General features: G+C 71.3%; 21 protein-coding genes. 7 read left to right on the forward strand and 14 right to left on the reverse strand.

Features of this window, described 5'->3' with window-relative positions:
- Positions 1-28: 28 nt before the first annotated feature.
- The 3 genes from BN159_RS15200 to BN159_RS15210 form a co-directional block, all read right to left on the reverse strand.
- Entirely contained in the window at positions 29-790 is a 762-nt protein-coding gene (locus tag BN159_RS15200; protein WP_015657869.1) for a hypothetical protein, read from the reverse strand.
- Positions 787-1,275 carry a SigE family RNA polymerase sigma factor gene (locus tag BN159_RS15205; RefSeq protein WP_015657870.1) on the reverse strand — a complete coding sequence of 163 codons (489 nt, stop codon included), beginning with the start codon at positions 1,273-1,275 and terminating at the stop codon, positions 787-789. The genes BN159_RS15200 and BN159_RS15205 overlap by 4 nt, the downstream gene beginning before the upstream one ends.
- A gap of 122 nt (positions 1,276-1,397) precedes the next feature.
- Positions 1,398-2,156, reverse strand: coding sequence for a class I SAM-dependent methyltransferase (locus BN159_RS15210; RefSeq protein WP_015657871.1), 759 nt, complete (start codon positions 2,154-2,156; stop codon positions 1,398-1,400).
- A 100-nt stretch (positions 2,157-2,256) separates the two neighbouring features.
- On the opposite strand from BN159_RS15210, the gene BN159_RS15215 reads away from it, so the two are divergent.
- Positions 2,257-2,886, forward strand: coding sequence for a CGNR zinc finger domain-containing protein (locus tag BN159_RS15215; RefSeq protein ID WP_015657872.1), 630 nt, complete (start codon positions 2,257-2,259; stop codon positions 2,884-2,886).
- Here the strand turns inward: BN159_RS15215 and sodX are convergent.
- Positions 2,790-3,224, reverse strand: coding sequence for a nickel-type superoxide dismutase maturation protease (gene sodX / locus BN159_RS15220; protein WP_015657873.1), 435 nt, complete (start codon positions 3,222-3,224; stop codon positions 2,790-2,792). The two genes, BN159_RS15215 and sodX, sit on opposite strands and share 97 nt — an antisense overlap.
- Positions 3,225-3,369: 145 nt before the next feature.
- Here sodX and sodN point away from each other — a divergent pair, with 145 nt between their 5' ends.
- From sodN to BN159_RS15240, 4 genes are all read left to right on the forward strand, one after another.
- On the forward strand, positions 3,370-3,765 hold the full coding sequence (sodN, locus tag BN159_RS15225) for a superoxide dismutase, Ni (protein WP_005480378.1): 396 nt from the start codon (positions 3,370-3,372) through the stop codon (positions 3,763-3,765).
- A 66-nt stretch (positions 3,766-3,831) separates the two neighbouring features.
- Positions 3,832-4,224 (forward strand): helix-turn-helix transcriptional regulator, encoded by a 393-nt coding sequence (locus tag BN159_RS15230; protein ID WP_015657874.1) that lies wholly within the window; start codon positions 3,832-3,834, stop codon positions 4,222-4,224.
- Between the two features lie 17 nt (positions 4,225-4,241).
- Positions 4,242-4,655, forward strand: a complete 414-nt coding sequence (locus tag BN159_RS15235) for a VOC family protein (protein WP_015657875.1) — start codon at positions 4,242-4,244, stop codon at positions 4,653-4,655.
- Between the two features lie 28 nt (positions 4,656-4,683).
- On the forward strand, positions 4,684-5,418 hold the full coding sequence (locus tag BN159_RS15240; RefSeq protein ID WP_015657876.1) for a VOC family protein: 735 nt from the start codon (positions 4,684-4,686) through the stop codon (positions 5,416-5,418).
- Here BN159_RS15240 and BN159_RS15245 read toward each other — a convergent pair.
- Both BN159_RS15245 and BN159_RS15250 read right to left on the reverse strand, forming a co-directional pair.
- A complete protein-coding gene (locus BN159_RS15245) occupies positions 5,415-5,606 on the reverse strand; it encodes a hypothetical protein (RefSeq protein WP_162146266.1) in 192 nt (63 codons plus the stop codon). The genes BN159_RS15240 and BN159_RS15245 overlap by 4 nt on opposite strands.
- 63 nt (positions 5,607-5,669) lie before the next feature.
- Positions 5,670-6,344, reverse strand: a complete 675-nt coding sequence (locus tag BN159_RS15250; protein WP_015657878.1) for a TetR/AcrR family transcriptional regulator — start codon at positions 6,342-6,344, stop codon at positions 5,670-5,672.
- Positions 6,345-6,473: 129 nt separating this feature from the next.
- Here BN159_RS15250 and BN159_RS15255 point away from each other — a divergent pair, with 129 nt between their 5' ends.
- Positions 6,474-7,307 (forward strand): SDR family oxidoreductase, encoded by an 834-nt coding sequence (locus BN159_RS15255; protein WP_015657879.1) that lies wholly within the window; start codon positions 6,474-6,476, stop codon positions 7,305-7,307.
- A 7-nt stretch (positions 7,308-7,314) separates the two neighbouring features.
- Here BN159_RS15255 and BN159_RS47070 read toward each other — a convergent pair whose 3' ends face one another.
- From BN159_RS47070 to BN159_RS15280, 5 genes are all read right to left on the reverse strand, one after another.
- Positions 7,315-7,632 carry a DUF952 domain-containing protein gene (locus BN159_RS47070; RefSeq protein WP_015657880.1) on the reverse strand — a complete coding sequence of 106 codons (318 nt, stop codon included), beginning with the start codon at positions 7,630-7,632 and terminating at the stop codon, positions 7,315-7,317.
- Between the two features lie 9 nt (positions 7,633-7,641).
- Positions 7,642-8,841, reverse strand: a complete 1,200-nt coding sequence (locus BN159_RS15265; RefSeq protein WP_015657881.1) for an RNA polymerase sigma factor — start codon at positions 8,839-8,841, stop codon at positions 7,642-7,644.
- 4 nt (positions 8,842-8,845) lie between these two features.
- On the reverse strand, positions 8,846-9,259 hold the full coding sequence (locus BN159_RS15270; RefSeq protein WP_015657882.1) for a YciI family protein: 414 nt from the start codon (positions 9,257-9,259) through the stop codon (positions 8,846-8,848).
- A 132-nt stretch (positions 9,260-9,391) separates the two neighbouring features.
- Positions 9,392-9,655 carry a hypothetical protein gene (locus BN159_RS15275; protein WP_015657883.1) on the reverse strand — a complete coding sequence of 88 codons (264 nt, stop codon included), beginning with the start codon at positions 9,653-9,655 and terminating at the stop codon, positions 9,392-9,394.
- An 18-nt stretch (positions 9,656-9,673) separates the two neighbouring features.
- The gene (locus tag BN159_RS15280) at positions 9,674-10,258 is read right to left on the reverse strand and encodes a dihydrofolate reductase family protein (protein ID WP_015657884.1); all 585 of its coding nucleotides are present in this window, start codon (positions 10,256-10,258) and stop codon (positions 9,674-9,676) included.
- A 112-nt stretch (positions 10,259-10,370) separates the two neighbouring features.
- Here BN159_RS15280 and BN159_RS15285 point away from each other — a divergent pair, with 112 nt between their 5' ends.
- Entirely contained in the window at positions 10,371-10,961 is a 591-nt protein-coding gene (locus BN159_RS15285) for a TetR/AcrR family transcriptional regulator (protein ID WP_015657885.1), read from the forward strand.
- 10 nt (positions 10,962-10,971) lie between these two features.
- Here BN159_RS15285 and BN159_RS15290 read toward each other — a convergent pair whose 3' ends face one another.
- From BN159_RS15290 to BN159_RS15300, 3 genes are all read right to left on the reverse strand, one after another.
- Positions 10,972-11,574, reverse strand: coding sequence for a GNAT family N-acetyltransferase (locus tag BN159_RS15290; RefSeq protein WP_015657886.1), 603 nt, complete (start codon positions 11,572-11,574; stop codon positions 10,972-10,974).
- A 205-nt stretch (positions 11,575-11,779) separates the two neighbouring features.
- Positions 11,780-12,904, reverse strand: a complete 1,125-nt coding sequence (locus BN159_RS15295) for a family 2 encapsulin nanocompartment cargo protein polyprenyl transferase (protein ID WP_041821364.1) — start codon at positions 12,902-12,904, stop codon at positions 11,780-11,782.
- Between the two features lie 44 nt (positions 12,905-12,948).
- A complete protein-coding gene (locus tag BN159_RS15300; protein WP_015657888.1) occupies positions 12,949-14,355 on the reverse strand; it encodes a family 2B encapsulin nanocompartment shell protein in 1,407 nt (468 codons plus the stop codon).
- Between the last annotated feature and the right edge of the window lie 97 nt (positions 14,356-14,452).

The raw sequence follows: 14,452 nt of genomic DNA on the forward strand, positions 1-14,452 counted from the left end.
GGGATTCCCGTACCGCCCCATCTCGCTGCTACGGCCGCAGTTCCGGCTTCAGCGCCAGCTCGCGCAGTTGCTCCCGCGTGATCGGGTATTTCTTCAGCAGCGGGCCCGGAGAGCCCTTGCCGAGGTAGCCGGTGATGTCGCGCAGCCGCAGCAGGGCGCCGCCCTCCAGGCGCAGGCTCGCCTCCACACCCGGCCCCCAGTCGGGGTGCCCGTTCTCGTCACCGAGGGTCCCGGTGTCCTCCCAGACGGACAGCCGTGAACCGTCGGGCAGTTTCTCCGTCTCGCAGTTCTTCATGTACGGGCTCTCCCCGGTGAGCACGCAGGGGTCGGGGACGATCCCCTTCCTCCGCACGTCCTCAGCGGTGTAGCCCCGCACGGTGATGTACCCGACGCCCCCGTCCCGCTCGACGGCATAGTCACCGTCGTACGGCCCCACGTCCTCGGGCAGTTCGGCCTCGGGCGCCAGCTTGACCAGCCGCACCAGCGACACCTCCTCGACCTCCCCGATCCCGTCCGGCAGCAGCGCGGCGAAGCCTTCGGCGCCGGTGGCGGTGCCGCCGCCCGTCGGCGCCGCCGCGACGCTCTCTCCCCCGCCCTCGGGCAGCACCCCGGCGCCCAGCACGAGCCCGCCCGCGACGACGGCGGCCAGCGCGCCGGTCGCCGCCACACGCCGCCGCCTGCGCAGGAGCGCGGCCCGTGCGAAGACGGCCGCACCGCCCCGGTCGGCCGGTACCGGCACTTGGTCGACGGCCCGGCCGAGCAGTTCCCGAACGGACTGGTTGTCGTTCATACGTGTTCCTCCCGCACCGCGGCCCTCAGCGCCGCGAGTCCCCTGGCCGTGTGGCTCTTGACCGTGCTCTCCCGCATCCCGAGCAGTTCCGCGGTGGCCGCCACGCTGAGGTCCTCCCAGTAGCGCAGCACCAGCACCGCCCGCTGCTTGGGCGCGAGCCCCGCGAGAGCGGCCCGCACCATCAGTCCGGTGTCGCTGTCCACCAACCGCTCGGGCACGTCCGGCAGTTCGCCGTACGCGTGCTCCCGGCGCCAGAACCGGCGGCGGGCCGAGATGAACGTGTTGACCAGCGTCCTGCGCGCATAGGCGTCGAGGTTGTCAAGACGCCGGTGTCTGCGCGCGCCGAGGACGACCTTGACGAGCGTCGTCTGGACGAGGTCCTCCGCCTCGTCGCGGTTGCCGCACAGCAGATAGGCGCTGCGGAACAGCGCCGTGCGTCTGCCCTCGACGAAGGCGTGCAGAGCCGCTTCCGCGCCCCGCGTCATCCCCCACCCCATTCCGGTTGTCTGCGGACCGTCTCACTCCTTCCAGTGCGGTGGGGGGCGGCCCAGGACGCAGCAGAGGCGGTACGAATTTCTCGTACCGCCTCCTGGCCGGGAACCGGGGGCTACTTCAGCGCGAGGAGCAAGGTGTCCGAGGGGGAGCACCACACCGGACGGGCCTCCGCGAAGCCCTGTTCGCGCAGCACGCGCGCGTGCCACTGCGCGGACGGTGTGTCCCCGTCGGCGTGCTCGCCGTAGATCTCGAAGCGGCGGGCGGTCGGGGCGGCGAGGACGGGGTCCTTCGCGGCGACCTGCCACCACTCGGCCCAGTCCAGGGCGCCGTCGCTCTTGGCCCGGTCCATGCGCGCGTGCCGCAGTTCGCGCTCGGCGGCGTTGATCCGGGGCGTGGACTCGTCGATCATGTGGTCCGCGTTCATGAAGACACCGCCGTCGCGGACCAGCCCCGCGACCTGACCGTAGAGGGCCGCGAGGGGTTCGCTGTGCAGCCAGTGCAGGGCGGTTGCCGTCAGCACCGCGTCGTAGGAGTCGTACGGCAGCTTCGCCGTCCAGTCCGGGTCCTTGAGGTCGGCGGTGACGAAGGTGACCCGCTCGTCGCCCGCGAAGGTGCCCTCGGCGATGGCGAGGAGCGCCGGGTCGAGGTCGACGCCGGTGCTGGTGGCGCCGGGCAGGCGGGTGAGCAGGCGGGCGGTGATGGAGCCGGTGCCGCAGGCCAGGTCGAGCACCCGGGGCGCGGGCCCGACGAGCGCCTCCACCATGTCCAGCATGATCCGGAAGCGCTCCTCCCGGTCGGGCATGTACCACTCCTGCTGCCGGTCCCAGCTCTCCTGCCAGGCCTGCCAGTCGGTTCCGGTACTGGTCGTCATGGGAGCCCCCTCTTCGGACGTACGCGTAATACCCTGGAAGCACGATCAGCTGTTACCCCGACCGCACCACGACCATAGAACGCCTCCGTAAGGACTACAAGTGGAACTGGCCTATTACTCGGACTACGCCGTACGTCTCGTCAACAGCGAGGACCCGGCCCGGGGCAAGGACTCGCTGACGTCGGTCGAGGCCATCCGCGACCTGTTCGGCGCGAACCAGTCGGCGGCCCGGCGCGCGACGGACGCGGACGTCACCCGCTTCCGCTCGGTGCGGGCCCGGCTGCGCGCGGTCTTCGAGGCGGCCGACGGCGGCGACGAGACCCTCTCCGTGGACCTGTTGAACTCACTGCTGCTGGAGTTCCCGGTCAGCCCGCAGATCTCCGGGCACGACTACCGGGACGACGACGGGCGCCCGCTGTGGCACATGCACCTCGCGGACCATCCGTCGAACGTGACCGCGGGCTACGCGGCCATCGCGGCGATGGGCCTCGCCTTCCATCTGACCGAGTTCGGCGTGGACCGGCTCGGCCTGTGCGAGGCAGCGCCGTGCCGCAACGCCTACCTCGACACCTCGACCAACCGGTCCCGGCGCTACTGCTCCGACCGCTGCGCCACCCGCGCGAACGTGGCCGCCTACCGCGCCCGCAAGCGCCTGGAGGCGGACCGGTCGGAGAGCACCGGCCGGACGGCGGACAGCACCCAGAGCGCCAGCGCGAACGGCGAGCGCTGACCCGTCTTGCGCGGCCGGAAGCGGGCCCGCACCCGGCCCAGCACCAACTCCGCCGGGACCGTCCCGTAGTCGGTGCTGTCCCCACCCGCGTACGCGTTGTCCCCGAGCACCCACCAGCCGCCCTCGCGGCGCTCCGCCGCGCGCTTGACGACCAGCAGGTCCTGCTGGAACGGATGACGCAGAACGACCACGTCACCGGGCCGGATCCGGGCCCCGTAGTGCACCAGCAGCCGGTCCCCGTGGTTGAGCGTGGGCACCATCGACGGCCCGGTCACCTCGGCCGGTCCGAAGGGCAGCAACGGCCGCCCGCGTTCGGTCTCCTGCGACAGTTCCGGCATCACCGGCACCTCCCCGGTCCTATCCTCCACCAGTCTCAGTCTGACCCTGGACTTTTGTCCTAAGCCCATGGGGGCACTCGCGAAAACGCGTCCCGCAGGGAGTAATGTCCCACCTGAGAAGACGATCACGAGGAAGGAATGCTCCATGCTTTCCCGCCTGTTTGCCCCCAAGGTGAAGGTCAGCGCGCACTGCGACCTGCCCTGCGGTGTGTACGACCCTGCCCAGGCCCGCATCGAGGCGGAGTCGGTCAAGGCCGTGCAGGACAAGATGGCCGCCAACGACGACCCGCACTTCCAGGCCCGTGCGACCGTCATCAAGGAGCAGCGCGCCGAGCTCGCCAAGCACCACGTGTCGGTCCTGTGGAGCGACTACTTCAAGCCTCCGCACTTCGAGAAGTACCCGGAGCTGCACCAGCTGGTCAACGACGCCCTCAAGGCCCTCTCGGCCGCCAAGGCGTCCACGGACCCGGCGACCGGTCAGAAGGCCCTGGACTACATCGCCCAGATCGACAAGATCTTCTGGGAGACCAAGAAGGCCTGACGAACTTCCGAAGGGGCCCGACCGCTCACCGGCCGGGCCCCTTTTGGCTTCTGTCATCCTGGACCGGTGAACACCGAGGACCTGGTCCGGCTGCGCCGGGCGCGCGACCGGATGGACCGCGAGTACACCGAGCCCCTCGACGTCACGGCGCTCGCCCGGACCGCGCTGATGTCCCCGGGCCACTTCCAGCGCAGCTTCCGCGAGGCGTACGGCGAGACTCCGTACGGCTATCTCATGACGCGCCGCATCGAGCGCGCCAAGGCCCTGCTGCGGCGCGGCGACCTGTCCGTCACCGAGGTCTGCATGGCCGTGGGCTGCACCTCGCTCGGCTCCTTCAGCTCCCGCTTCACCGAACTGGTCGGCGAGACACCGAGCGCCTACCGGGCCCGCTCCCACGAGGACAGCGCGGCGATCCCGCCCTGCGTGGTCCGCCGCTTCACCCGGCCGAAACGCGCCTAGCGGCCTAGCCTGCTGCCATGGACATCAAGCTCAAGAACTGTTTCCTCGCCGTCGACGACCACGACAAGGCGATCGCCTTCTACCGGGATGTCCTCGGCATGGAGGTCAGGAACGACGTCGGGTTCGAGGGCATGCGCTGGGTGACGGTCGGTTCGCCGCTCCAGCCCGACGTGGACATCGTGCTGGAGCCGCCCGGCGCGGACCCCGGCATCTCCCCCGCCGACCGGGAGGCGATGGCCAACCTGCTGGCCAAGGGCGTACTGCACGGCGTCAACTTCACCACCGACGACTGCGACGCCCTGTTCGCCCGGGTGCGGGAGGCCGGCGGCGACGTCATCCAGGAGCCGATGGACCAGCCGTACGGCGTGCGCGACTGCGCGTTCCGGGACCCGGCCGGGAACATGCTGCGGTTCATGGAACCGAACAGTTGAACACATCAATTGATCTACGATCGCGTCCATGAGCATCCGCTGGACGTACGCCTTCGTCGACCGGCCCGCCGTCGGCTTCGGCGCCGCGTGTGACTTCTGGACCGCCGTCACGGGCACCCGGCTCTCCGAACTCCGCGGTGATCAGGGCGAGTTCGTGACCCTGCTGCCCGAGTCGGGCGACGCCTGCGTCAAGGTCCAGGGCGTGGCGGACGGGCCGGGCGGCGCTCATCTCGACTTCTCCGTCGAGGACGTCGCTGGCTTCGTCAAGGACGCGCTGCGGACCGGGGCGGACCTGGTCGCCGACCACGGGGACTGGGCCGTACTGCGGTCGCCTGCCGGGCAGTTGTTCTGCGCGGTCCCTTGGAGCGGGGAGTCGCGCCGCCCGCCGGTCGTCCACGGCTCCCGCCTCGACCAGGTCTGCCTGGACCTCCCGCCTTCCAACTACGACGCCGAAGTCGCCTTCTGGACGGCCCTGTTGCCCGAGTGGGAGTCCCGCCCCGGCTCGCTCCCGGAGTTCCATGTGCTGCGGCCACCGGCCGGACTGCCGATCCGCATCCTGCTCCAGCGGCTCGGCGAGGAGCGGCCCACCTCGGCCCACCTCGACCTGGCCTGCGCGGACATCGACGCGACCCGCACCGAACACGAGGCCCTCGGCGCCGCGCTCGTCCACCGCGGCGCCCACTGGCGCGTACTGCGCGACCCGGCGGGCGGTGTGTACTGCCTGACGGGGCGGGATCCGGAGACGGGCGGGCTGCCGGGCTAGGGGCCCGTCGCATAGGCGCACAGCACGACCGTGTTGTCGTCCCGGGGCGTTGGCGTTTCCCCAAGGCCCGGGCAGTCGGAGTCGTCGTAGGGCTCGGATTGCGGCTCCGACCGCTGCTGCTGTTGCGGCCGCTCGGGCTCCCCGGCGTCCTGGAGCCACAGCGTCAGTCCGCCGGCGACAGTCACCATGACTGCCCACGCGACCACTATCCCTCGCCATAACCGGCGCCGTTGCATGCGATCGATCCCTTCTCAGCTGGCGGGTGTGTGGAGGATGCCGGTGAGCAGGACGTCCACGCCCCAGGTGTCGCGGTCGCCCGGGGAGAGCAGGGGGCCCCGCAGTGCGGTGACCATCGGGTAGCGGTCGGCGGGGAGGGCGGCATAGCGGCGGTCGGCCGCCGCGACCGTGGCTTCCTCGCCCGCCGACTTCGTGTCGTAGGTGCTCTGTTCGGCCGCCGCCGCCGCGATGTGGAGGTAGAGCAGGTCCACGGCCCAGGCGGCGGTGGTGTCGTCGAGGCCGCCCTCCTTGAGCAGCGCGAGCATGCGGTCGACGACCAGCAGGGCGTTGTCGCCCGTCGGGATGGCGCCCAGGGCGACCTGCGCGAGCCCCTCGTGGCGGCTCATGGCCTCGATCGCGGCACCGATGAGGGCGTGCAGCCGGGCGCGCCAGCCTCCCTCGGCGGGCAGCGGTGCCCGCGGGACGGGGGCCAGGGCCTCGTCGAGCATGGCCGCCATCAGGTCGTCGCGGTGGGCGACGTAGACGTAGAGCGAGGCCGGTCCGGTGTCGAGTTCCTTCGCGACGCGGCGCATGGTCAGGGCGTCCAGGCCGTCGCGGTCCAGGATGTCCAGGCCGGTACGGACGATGACGTCGCGGCTGAGGGGCGCCTTGGCGGGCCGTGCGCGGCGGCTGACCGGTTGCGTGCTCATGGGGGAAGCCTAGCCGTAGGACGAACACCGTTTGACACGAACACCGTTCGTTCCCTACGGTCGATCACGAACGATGTTCGTCACGTACATCGTTCGCCAACCGATGCCTCAACAGGGGGAAGCACTGCCATGTTCTTGATCACCGGCGCCCGTGGCGCCGTCGCCACCCACCTCGCCGACCTGCTCCACCGTCAGGGCCTGCCCGTGCGGCTGGGCTCCGCGCGGCCCGACGACCTCGCCCCGCCCGACGGCGTCGAGGCCGTACGCCTCGACCTCACCGACCCGGCCGACTTCCCCGCCGCCCTGGCCGGCGTCGGCTCGGTCTTCCTCTACGCCCGCCCCGAAGGCATCGCCGACTTCGTCGACCACGCGGTCAAGGGCGGCGTCGAGCACATCGTGCTGCTCTCCTCGGCGAGCGTGGCCGGCGCCGACGCCGAGAACGACCCGTTGGCCAGGTCACACCTGGACGTGGAACGCGCCCTGCTCGCCTCGCCGTTGACCACCACGGTCCTGCGCCCGGGCGCCTTCGCCTCCAACGCCGGAGCCTGGGCCTGGCCCATCCGGTCGGGACAGCCGATCAGCCTCCCCTACCCCGGCGCCCACAGCGACCCCCTTCACGAGCGGGACATCGCCGAGGCCGCCCACGCGGTCCTCACCGACCCCCGACACCGCGGCGGCCACTTCACGCTCTCCGGGCCCGAGTCCCTGACCTTCGCCGAGCAGATCGACCAGCTCGCCGCCGCCCTGGGTCGCCCCGTCGCCGTCCGCCACGTCACCCGGGAGCAGTGGAAGGAGGAGATGTCCGAGTACCTCCCCGGCCACTACGCGGACGCCCTCCTCAACTGGTGGGAGTCCAACGACGGCAAGCCCGTTCCGCTCACCGAAGCCGTGGCGGAACTGACCGGCCACCCGGCCCGCCCCTTCACCACCTGGGCCGCCGACCACGTGGCCGACTTCGGCTGACCGCGCCTCACCGCCAGGGCTCCACCCCCACCACGGCCTCCACCGGGATCGGCCCGTACACGTGCGGGAACTCCTCGCCACCGGGCTCGGCCGCCTCGTAGCGCACGGGCACGGCGAGCCGGTCGGGGTCGACCACCAGGACCACGAGGTCGTCCAGATCCGCGTAGAAGGCCGCCGCGGTGCGCGGGAGTTGGGTGCGCGTGGAGCAGTGGATGAACCCCTCCTGCTGGAGGGTCCTGCCGCGCGTCGAGATCTCGTACACGCCCTGCGCACGGGCCGCGTCCCACTGGTACCGCTGGGTGAGATGCAGGATCGGATCGCTCATGCGTTCACATTACGGTCCCAGCCGCGCCGCCCGCCCTCGCAGATACCGCTGTTCGGGCAGGCTCATGGTCTGCTCGGCCGCCGACTCGTAGGCGGCCCGCGCCTCCTCGTAGGCCCCGGCCCGCTCCAGCAGATGCCCCCGTACGGCGTCCCGCCGGTGCCCCAGCTCCCCCTCCAGCGCGTCCACTTCGGCGAGCCCTGCCGCGGGCCCGCGCACCATGGCGACGGCAACCGCGCGGTTCAGGCGCTCGACGGGCCCGGGGACGAGGCCCACCAGCACGTCGTACAGGCCGAGGATCTCCCGCCAGTCCGTGGCGTCCGCACTGGGTGCCTCGTCGTGCACGGCGGCGATGGCGGCGCGCAGTTGGTAGGGGCCGGCGGGGCCGGTGGACAGGGCGTGGGTGATCAGGGCGACGCCCTCCTCGATCGCGGCCTTGTCCCAGCGGTCGCGGTCCTGTTCGTCGAGGGGCACCAGATCGCCCTTCGGTCCGGTGCGGGCGTCGCGGCGGGCGTCGGTGAGCAGCATCAGGGCGAGCAGTCCGGTCACCTCGCCGGTGTCCGGGAGCAGCCTGTGGACCATCCGGGCCAGCCGGATCGCCTCGCCCGCCAGTTCGCGCCGCTGGAGGCTCGCGCCGGAGGTCGCCGTATAGCCCTCGTTGAAGACCAGGTAGAGGGTGTGCAGTACGGCGGGCAGCCGGTCCGCCCAGTTGTCGGGGCGGTCGAAGCCCACCCCGCGCACCTTCTGCTTGGCCCGGCTGATCCGCTGGGCCATGGTCGCCTCGGGCACCAGATAGGCGCGGGCGATCTCCGCCGTGGTCAGACCGCCGACCGCGCGCAGGGTGAGCGCGATCTGCGCGGGCGGGGTCAGATCGGGGTGGCAGCACAGGAAGAGCAGGGAGAGCGAGTCGTCCTCGCGGGGCGCGCGGTCCGCACCGGAGGCGAGGCGCTCCCCGAGGGCCAGCGCCTTCTCCTCCCGCGCCCGCCGGGCGTCCTCCGCCCGCAGCGCGTCCATCAGCCGCCGCGAGGCCACCTTTATCAGCCACCCGCGCGGGTTGTCCGGCACCCCGGCCGAGGGCCACTGCCCGGCCGCGGCGAGCAGCGCCTCCTGTACGGCGTCCTCGGCGGCGTCGAAATGGCCGTACCGGCGCACGAGCGCACCGAGGACCTGCGGCGCGTTGTCGCGCAGCAGGTCCTCGACGGTGGCGCTCACGGGGTCAGACGTCTCCGGTGCCCTCGCCGATGGGCCGGATGACCACCGGGTAGACGGGCGCCCCGGCGGGCTGGGGGCACTCGAGGACGCGGGCGGCGATCTCGGTGACGCGCTCCAGGCTCGCGCAGTCCAGGACCCAGTAGCCGGCCAGCAGCTCCTTGGTCTCGCCGTACGGGCCATCGGTGATGACGGGCTTGCCGTCCGCGCCGAGGCTGACGTGCCGGGTGCGGGCGGGCTCGACCAGGCCCTGGGCATCGACCAGTTCGCCGCTCTCGGCGAGGTCGTCGTTGATCGCACCCATGAACGCGAACATCGCCTGGATGTCCTGCTCGGTCCAGGCCGGCGAGTTCTCCGAGGCCCTGCCCTTCTGGGCCTCGTAGTCCGCCTGGCTGCCCTGCACCATGACCAGATACTTCATGACTGGCTCCTTCGTCTCGCACCGCCCCTGCGGGCGGCTCTCACAGGGGACGTCGGAGCCGGGGACGCGTTCTCGACATGGTCGGCACGACGTTTTCCAGGAATCGCTGTTCTCCCAGGAATCGCTCGGGTTTCAGGGACCGCTCGCGGCGGGTTCCTCGGGTTCCTCCCGGCGCTCGGGCTGCTGCTGGGGCTCATGGTGGGGGCGGCGCCGGTGATGGTGGTGGTGCTCCTGCGGCTCCTCCTCGGTGCCGGGCACCACGAACGCCTCGCACTGGGGGTTCCGGCACGGGCCGGCCACCCAGCGCGGAACCCATGCGCCCAGCGTCTTGTGGCGCCGGACGACCGTTTCGACGGACTGTCCGCAGACGGGACAGGCGTGTTCTTCGCTGTCCATGTCCTCAGGGTAGGCCGGTCAGCGCTTCCGTGCGTAGGTGCGGACAAGCACTCCGTTACCGAACGTGCGGATCCCCTCCAGAGCGAAGTCGGTGACGGCGAACCCGGCGCCGAACATCGGCATGCCCGCGCCGTACACCTGCGGATAGGTCTTGATCACCAACTCGTCGATCTCGTCGAGCAGTTCGCCCGCGACCTGGGAGCCTCCGCAGAGCCAGATGCCGAGGTCGCTCTCCTCGGCCTTCAGCTCGCGGATCCGGCCGACCAGGTCGTCCTCGATCACGGTGACGTTCGGGTCCTTCGAGGGGCCGAGGGAGCGCGAGGCGACGTACTCGCGCAGATGGCCGTACGGGCTGGTGACGCCCATGTCGAGGGCGAGCTGGTAGCTGGCGCGGCCCTGGATCACCGTGTCGAAGTGCAGGTTCTCGGCGTCCTTGAGGCCGAGCTGTTCGCGGCCCTGGACGGCGACGGTCTCCGGCCAGGTGGAGCCGAGATAGCCGAGGAACTCCTCGTCCAGGTAGGCGAACATCGAGGTGGCGTCGCCGTTCGGGTCGCCGATGAAGCCGTCGATGGAGCAGGCGACGAAGTACGTGAGCTTTCGCAAGCCGGTCTCTTTCCGTAGGCTGGGTTGTGAACCACTCTAGTTGTAGTACTTCGGTTGTAGTGGTTGCAAGCCCATTCGGGGACCGAATTGAAGTGGGAGAGGAGATTCCGCATTGGCCAGGAATCCGGAGCGCCGGGCCGCTCTCGTGGACGCCGGGGTGGAGGTGCTGGCGCGGGAAGGGGCGCGCGGGCTGACGTTCCGCGCGGTGGACTCCGAGGCGGGGGTGCCGGTGGGCACCGCCTCCAACTACTTCACCGGCCGCGACGACCTGCTCCGCCAGATCGACGCGCGGCTGCACACCCGGCTGGCGCCCGACCCCGCGGTCATCGCCGAGCTGCTGGAGCGCCCCAGGGACCGGGCGCTGGTCACGGCGTTCATGCACGACCTGATGGGCCGCGCGACCCGCGACCGCACCGGCTATCTGGCGCTGCTGGAGATGCGCCTGGAGGCCACCCGCCGGCCCGAACTGCGCGACTCCTACACCAAGTCCGTGCGCGGTGACCTGACCGAGGGCATGGACTTCCACCGGAACGCCGGTCTCCCCGGCGGCGACGAGACCGTCACGGTGCTCTATCTCGCCATGCTCGGCCTGATCCTCGAGCACCTGACCCTGCCGGGGGTGCTGGACGGAGTACTGCCGGGGGTGGGCGTTCCGGAGGGTCTGATCGAACGGATCGTGGAGACGGTGGTGCCTCAGGCCTGACGCGGCGGTCCTAGCTTGCGGTGGCCCGGGGCTCGCGCCACATCGGGAACATCGGCGGGCCGTCGGGCAGTTCGAGGGGGCTGCCGAGGAGTTCGAAGCCGAGCCGCTCGTACAGCCTCCGGCTACGGGCGCTGCTCGCCTCCAGGTACGCGGGGACGCCGTCGTCGTCACAGCGGTCGAGTACGGAGCCGATGAGCGCGCCGCCGAGCCCCTCGCCCTGTCGGCCGGGCCGGACGCCGATCATCCACAGGTACTCATGGGCCCGCTCGGCGGGGTGGATCTCCGCGGTGAGCCTTCCGATCAACTCGACCCGCTCGTTCGCCGGATCGACGGCCTCCCGCACCAGCGCTGGCCCGTCGTCGTCCTCGTCGTGCTCCCCGGCGGGCGTCGGCATCCACAGCGCGCAGGCCGAGCCGTCCTCGGTCAGGTCGATCCGCCCCGCGTCGAGCACTATGTCGGTGAAGGCCGCCATGAGGCGGTGGTGGGTCGCCCGGCGGTACTCGGCGCCGGGGAACACCCAGCCGCTGACCGGATCGTCCTGGAACGCCTCGTCCAACAGCCCCACGACCAGCTCCCGATCAGCCCCGGTCGCCGTCCGGATCACCACACCCATGTCCCGCCCCTTCGTCTCAATCGGCCTTGATCGTATGGGGGTTGGGGGGTGGGTGGCGCAGGGCGGCCGAAGTTTGTCGGGATTCCGCACTGACAGGCATCCGGCGTATCAACGGGCCCCGCACACCGTGGGGATGTGCGGGACCCGTCCGGCCGGAGCCGGTGGCCGTGCGGGGTCAGGAGCCGCGCGGCCACCGGTCCGGGGTCTACGTGGTGCGCCGGGTGACGAACTCGGCCAGGGCCAGCAGGCCGCCCGCCGACTCCGGTTCGGGCACCGCGCGGGCCAGCTCCTGCATGGCGCGGGCCATCCGGTCGGCGGCCTGGACCTGCGCCCAGTCCCGCCCGCCCGCCTGCTCCACCGCCAGCGCGGTACGCGCGGTCTCCTCCTCCGCCGCCATCCCGCCCTTGCCGTACGGCACTTCGTACAGCTCGGCCAGCTCCGCCGCAGCCGGGGTGCCGGAGGTGAGCGCGGCGACGACCGGCAGCGACTTCTTGCGGGCGGCGAGGTCCGCGCCGGCCGGTTTGCCGGTGCGCCGCGGGTCGCCCCATATGCCGATCACGTCGTCGATCAGCTGAAAGGCGAGCCCGGCCTCACGGCCGAACGCGTCCATGGCCTCGACGTCCTCCCGCGTGGCACCCGCGTACAGCGCGCCGAGGGCGCAGGCGCAGCCCAGCAGCGCTCCCGTCTTGGCCTCGGCCATGGCGAGCGCCTCGTCGAGGCCGACCTCGCCGCAGGCCCGCTTCTCCATGGCGGTGTCCGCGTGCTGCCCCTCGCACAGTTCGACGACACAAGCGGCGAGCCGGGCGGCGGCCGCGGTGGACGCCGGATGCGGGTCCTCGGCGAGCAGTCGCAGGGCGAGCGCCTGGAGGGCGTCCCCGGCGAGAATCGCGTCGGCGTCGCCGAACACGGTCCACGCGGTGGGCCGGTGCCGTCTGGTGGTGTCCCGGTCCATCACGTCGTCGTGCAGCAGCGTGAAGTTGTGCACCAGCTCCACCGCCGCCGCGGCCCGTACGGCGGCCTTGCGGGCCGGGGGTCCGCCGAGCGCCTCGGCCGCGGTGAGGACGAGCGCGGGGCGGATCGCCTTGCCCGCGTTGCCCGTCGCGGGGCTGCCGTCCGCGTGCTGCCAGCCGAAGTGGTAGAGCGCGGTCCGGCGCATGGCACCCGGCAACGATTCGATGGCAGACCGCAGTTCGGGGTCGACGGACCCCCGCGCGCGCTCCAGGATCGCCATGGCCTCCTGCCCGTCGAGCGGACCCGGCCCGGCGTGTGTCTGGGTCCCGATGGGCCTCCGCCTTTCACGCGTCTCGCTCGGTCGCCGTACCCCGAGGATGTACCCGCCCCGGAGGGCGGGGACACCGGTTGCCGGGGGCTGGGTCACTGCCAGCGCCCGATCTCGACGTTCTCCAGCACGCCGAGCGCGTCGGGCACGAGGACCGCGGCCGAGTAGTACGCGGTCACGAGGTACTTGATGATCGCCTGTTCGTTGATGCCCATGAACCGCACCGACAGGCTCGGCTCGATCTCGTCCGGGATGCCGGACTGCTGGAGTCCGATGACACCCTGCTCGGCCTCGCCGGTACGCATGGCGATGATCGAGGTCGTACGGGCCTCGGTGACCGGGATCTTGTTGCAGGGGAAGATCGGCACACCGCGCCAGGTGGGGATGCGGTTGCCTGCCATCTCGATGGACTCGGGGACGAGCCCGCGCTTGTTGAGCTCGCGGCCGAATGCGGCGATCGCGCGCGGGTGGGCGAGGAACAGCTTGGTGCCGCGACGCCTGCTCAGCAGCTCGTCCAGGTCGTCGGGGCTGGGCACACCGTCGTGCGGCTGAATCCGCTGGTCGTACTCGCAGTTGTTGAGCAGGCCGAACTCGCGGTTGTTGATGAGCTCGTGCTCCTGGCGCTCCTTGAGCGCCTCGACGGTCAGCCGGAGTTGCTGCTCTGTCTGGTTCATCGGCTGGTTGTAGAGGTCGGCCACGCGGGAGTGGATGCGCAGCACGGTCTGGGCGATGCTCAGTTCGTACTCGCGGGGGCGGGCCTCGTAGTCGACGAAGGTGTGCGGGATGTCCGGCTCTCCGCTGTGGCCGGAGGCGAGTTCGATCTCCTTCTCGCCGTACTTGTTGGCGCGCTGCGCGGGGATCGCGCGCTGCGCCTGGAGATGCTCGCGGAGCGAGTCGGCGCGTTCCGCGACCTGCTCGACGTCCTGGCGGGGCAGGACGAGGACGGTGCAGCCGGTGACCGTGCGGACCGTGTGCTCCCAGATGGCGTCCTCGGCGAGCAGGGCGTGGTCGCCGAGGTAGGCGCCGTCCGCCAGCACTCCGAGGGACTCGTCGTCGCCGTAGGGGCCGGTGCCGACCTTCTCCACGCGGCCGTGCGCCAGCAGATAGACCTCGTCGGCGGGGCTGCCGAAGGAGGCGAGCACCTCGCCCGCGGCGAGTTCGCGCTGCTGACAGCGCTGGGCGAGCTCGGCGAGCACGTCCTGATCCTCATAAGAGCGCAGCGCGGGCAGTTCGCCCAGTTCGGCGGGGATGACCTCGACCCGGTCACCGGTCTTCACAAAGGTGATACGGCCGTCCCCCACGGCGTAACTGAGGCGGCGGTTGACTCGGTAAGTGCCGCCCTGCACATTCACCCACGGCAGCATGCGCAGCAGCCAGCGTGAGCTGATCTCCTGCATCTGGGGTGCGGACTTGGTCGTGGTGGCCAGGTTCCGCGCTGCGGCAGTGCCGAGACTCTGCTGCGGCTTGCTCTCGTCAGTGCGGATCTCTTCGCCTACCGACATAAGGAATTGCCCTCCCGGTCATGCACCGACGCCGAAGTGCACCGGTGCATCGATTCGCAGGACCAAGCCTTCCTCACGGAACGTGTTCGTGCTATTA

The organism is Streptomyces davaonensis JCM 4913, assembly GCF_000349325.1.
GTDB classification, from domain to species: Bacteria; Actinomycetota; Actinomycetes; order Streptomycetales; family Streptomycetaceae; genus Streptomyces; species Streptomyces davaonensis.

Bases quoted from the DNA above. Each gene is read 5' to 3' on its own strand.
- BN159_RS15270 (WP_015657882.1), bottom strand. From the start codon at position 9,259: ATGAAGTATCTGGTCATGGTGCAGGGCAGCCAGGCGGACTACGAGGCC.
- BN159_RS15275 (WP_015657883.1), bottom strand. From the start codon at position 9,655: ATGGACAGCGAAGAACACGCCTGTCCCGTCTGCGGACAGTCCGTCGAA.
- BN159_RS15245 (WP_162146266.1), bottom strand. From the start codon at position 5,606: ATGGTGACTGTCGCCGGCGGACTGACGCTGTGGCTCCAGGACGCCGGG.
- BN159_RS15300 (WP_015657888.1), bottom strand. From the start codon at position 14,355: ATGTCGGTAGGCGAAGAGATCCGCACTGACGAGAGCAAGCCGCAGCAG.
- sodX (WP_015657873.1), bottom strand. From the start codon at position 3,224: ATGCCGGAACTGTCGCAGGAGACCGAACGCGGGCGGCCGTTGCTGCCC.
- BN159_RS15240 (WP_015657876.1), top strand. From the start codon at position 4,684: ATGAGCATCCGCTGGACGTACGCCTTCGTCGACCGGCCCGCCGTCGGC.
- BN159_RS15235 (WP_015657875.1), top strand. From the start codon at position 4,242: ATGGACATCAAGCTCAAGAACTGTTTCCTCGCCGTCGACGACCACGAC.
- BN159_RS15290 (WP_015657886.1), bottom strand. From the start codon at position 11,574: ATGGGTGTGGTGATCCGGACGGCGACCGGGGCTGATCGGGAGCTGGTC.
- BN159_RS15210 (WP_015657871.1), bottom strand. From the start codon at position 2,156: ATGACGACCAGTACCGGAACCGACTGGCAGGCCTGGCAGGAGAGCTGG.
- BN159_RS15255 (WP_015657879.1), top strand. From the start codon at position 6,474: ATGTTCTTGATCACCGGCGCCCGTGGCGCCGTCGCCACCCACCTCGCC.
- sodN (WP_005480378.1), top strand. From the start codon at position 3,370: ATGCTTTCCCGCCTGTTTGCCCCCAAGGTGAAGGTCAGCGCGCACTGC.
- BN159_RS15200 (WP_015657869.1), bottom strand. From the start codon at position 790: ATGAACGACAACCAGTCCGTTCGGGAACTGCTCGGCCGGGCCGTCGAC.
- BN159_RS47070 (WP_015657880.1), bottom strand. From the start codon at position 7,632: ATGAGCGATCCGATCCTGCATCTCACCCAGCGGTACCAGTGGGACGCG.
- BN159_RS15250 (WP_015657878.1), bottom strand. From the start codon at position 6,344: ATGAGCACGCAACCGGTCAGCCGCCGCGCACGGCCCGCCAAGGCGCCC.
- BN159_RS15205 (WP_015657870.1), bottom strand. From the start codon at position 1,275: ATGACGCGGGGCGCGGAAGCGGCTCTGCACGCCTTCGTCGAGGGCAGA.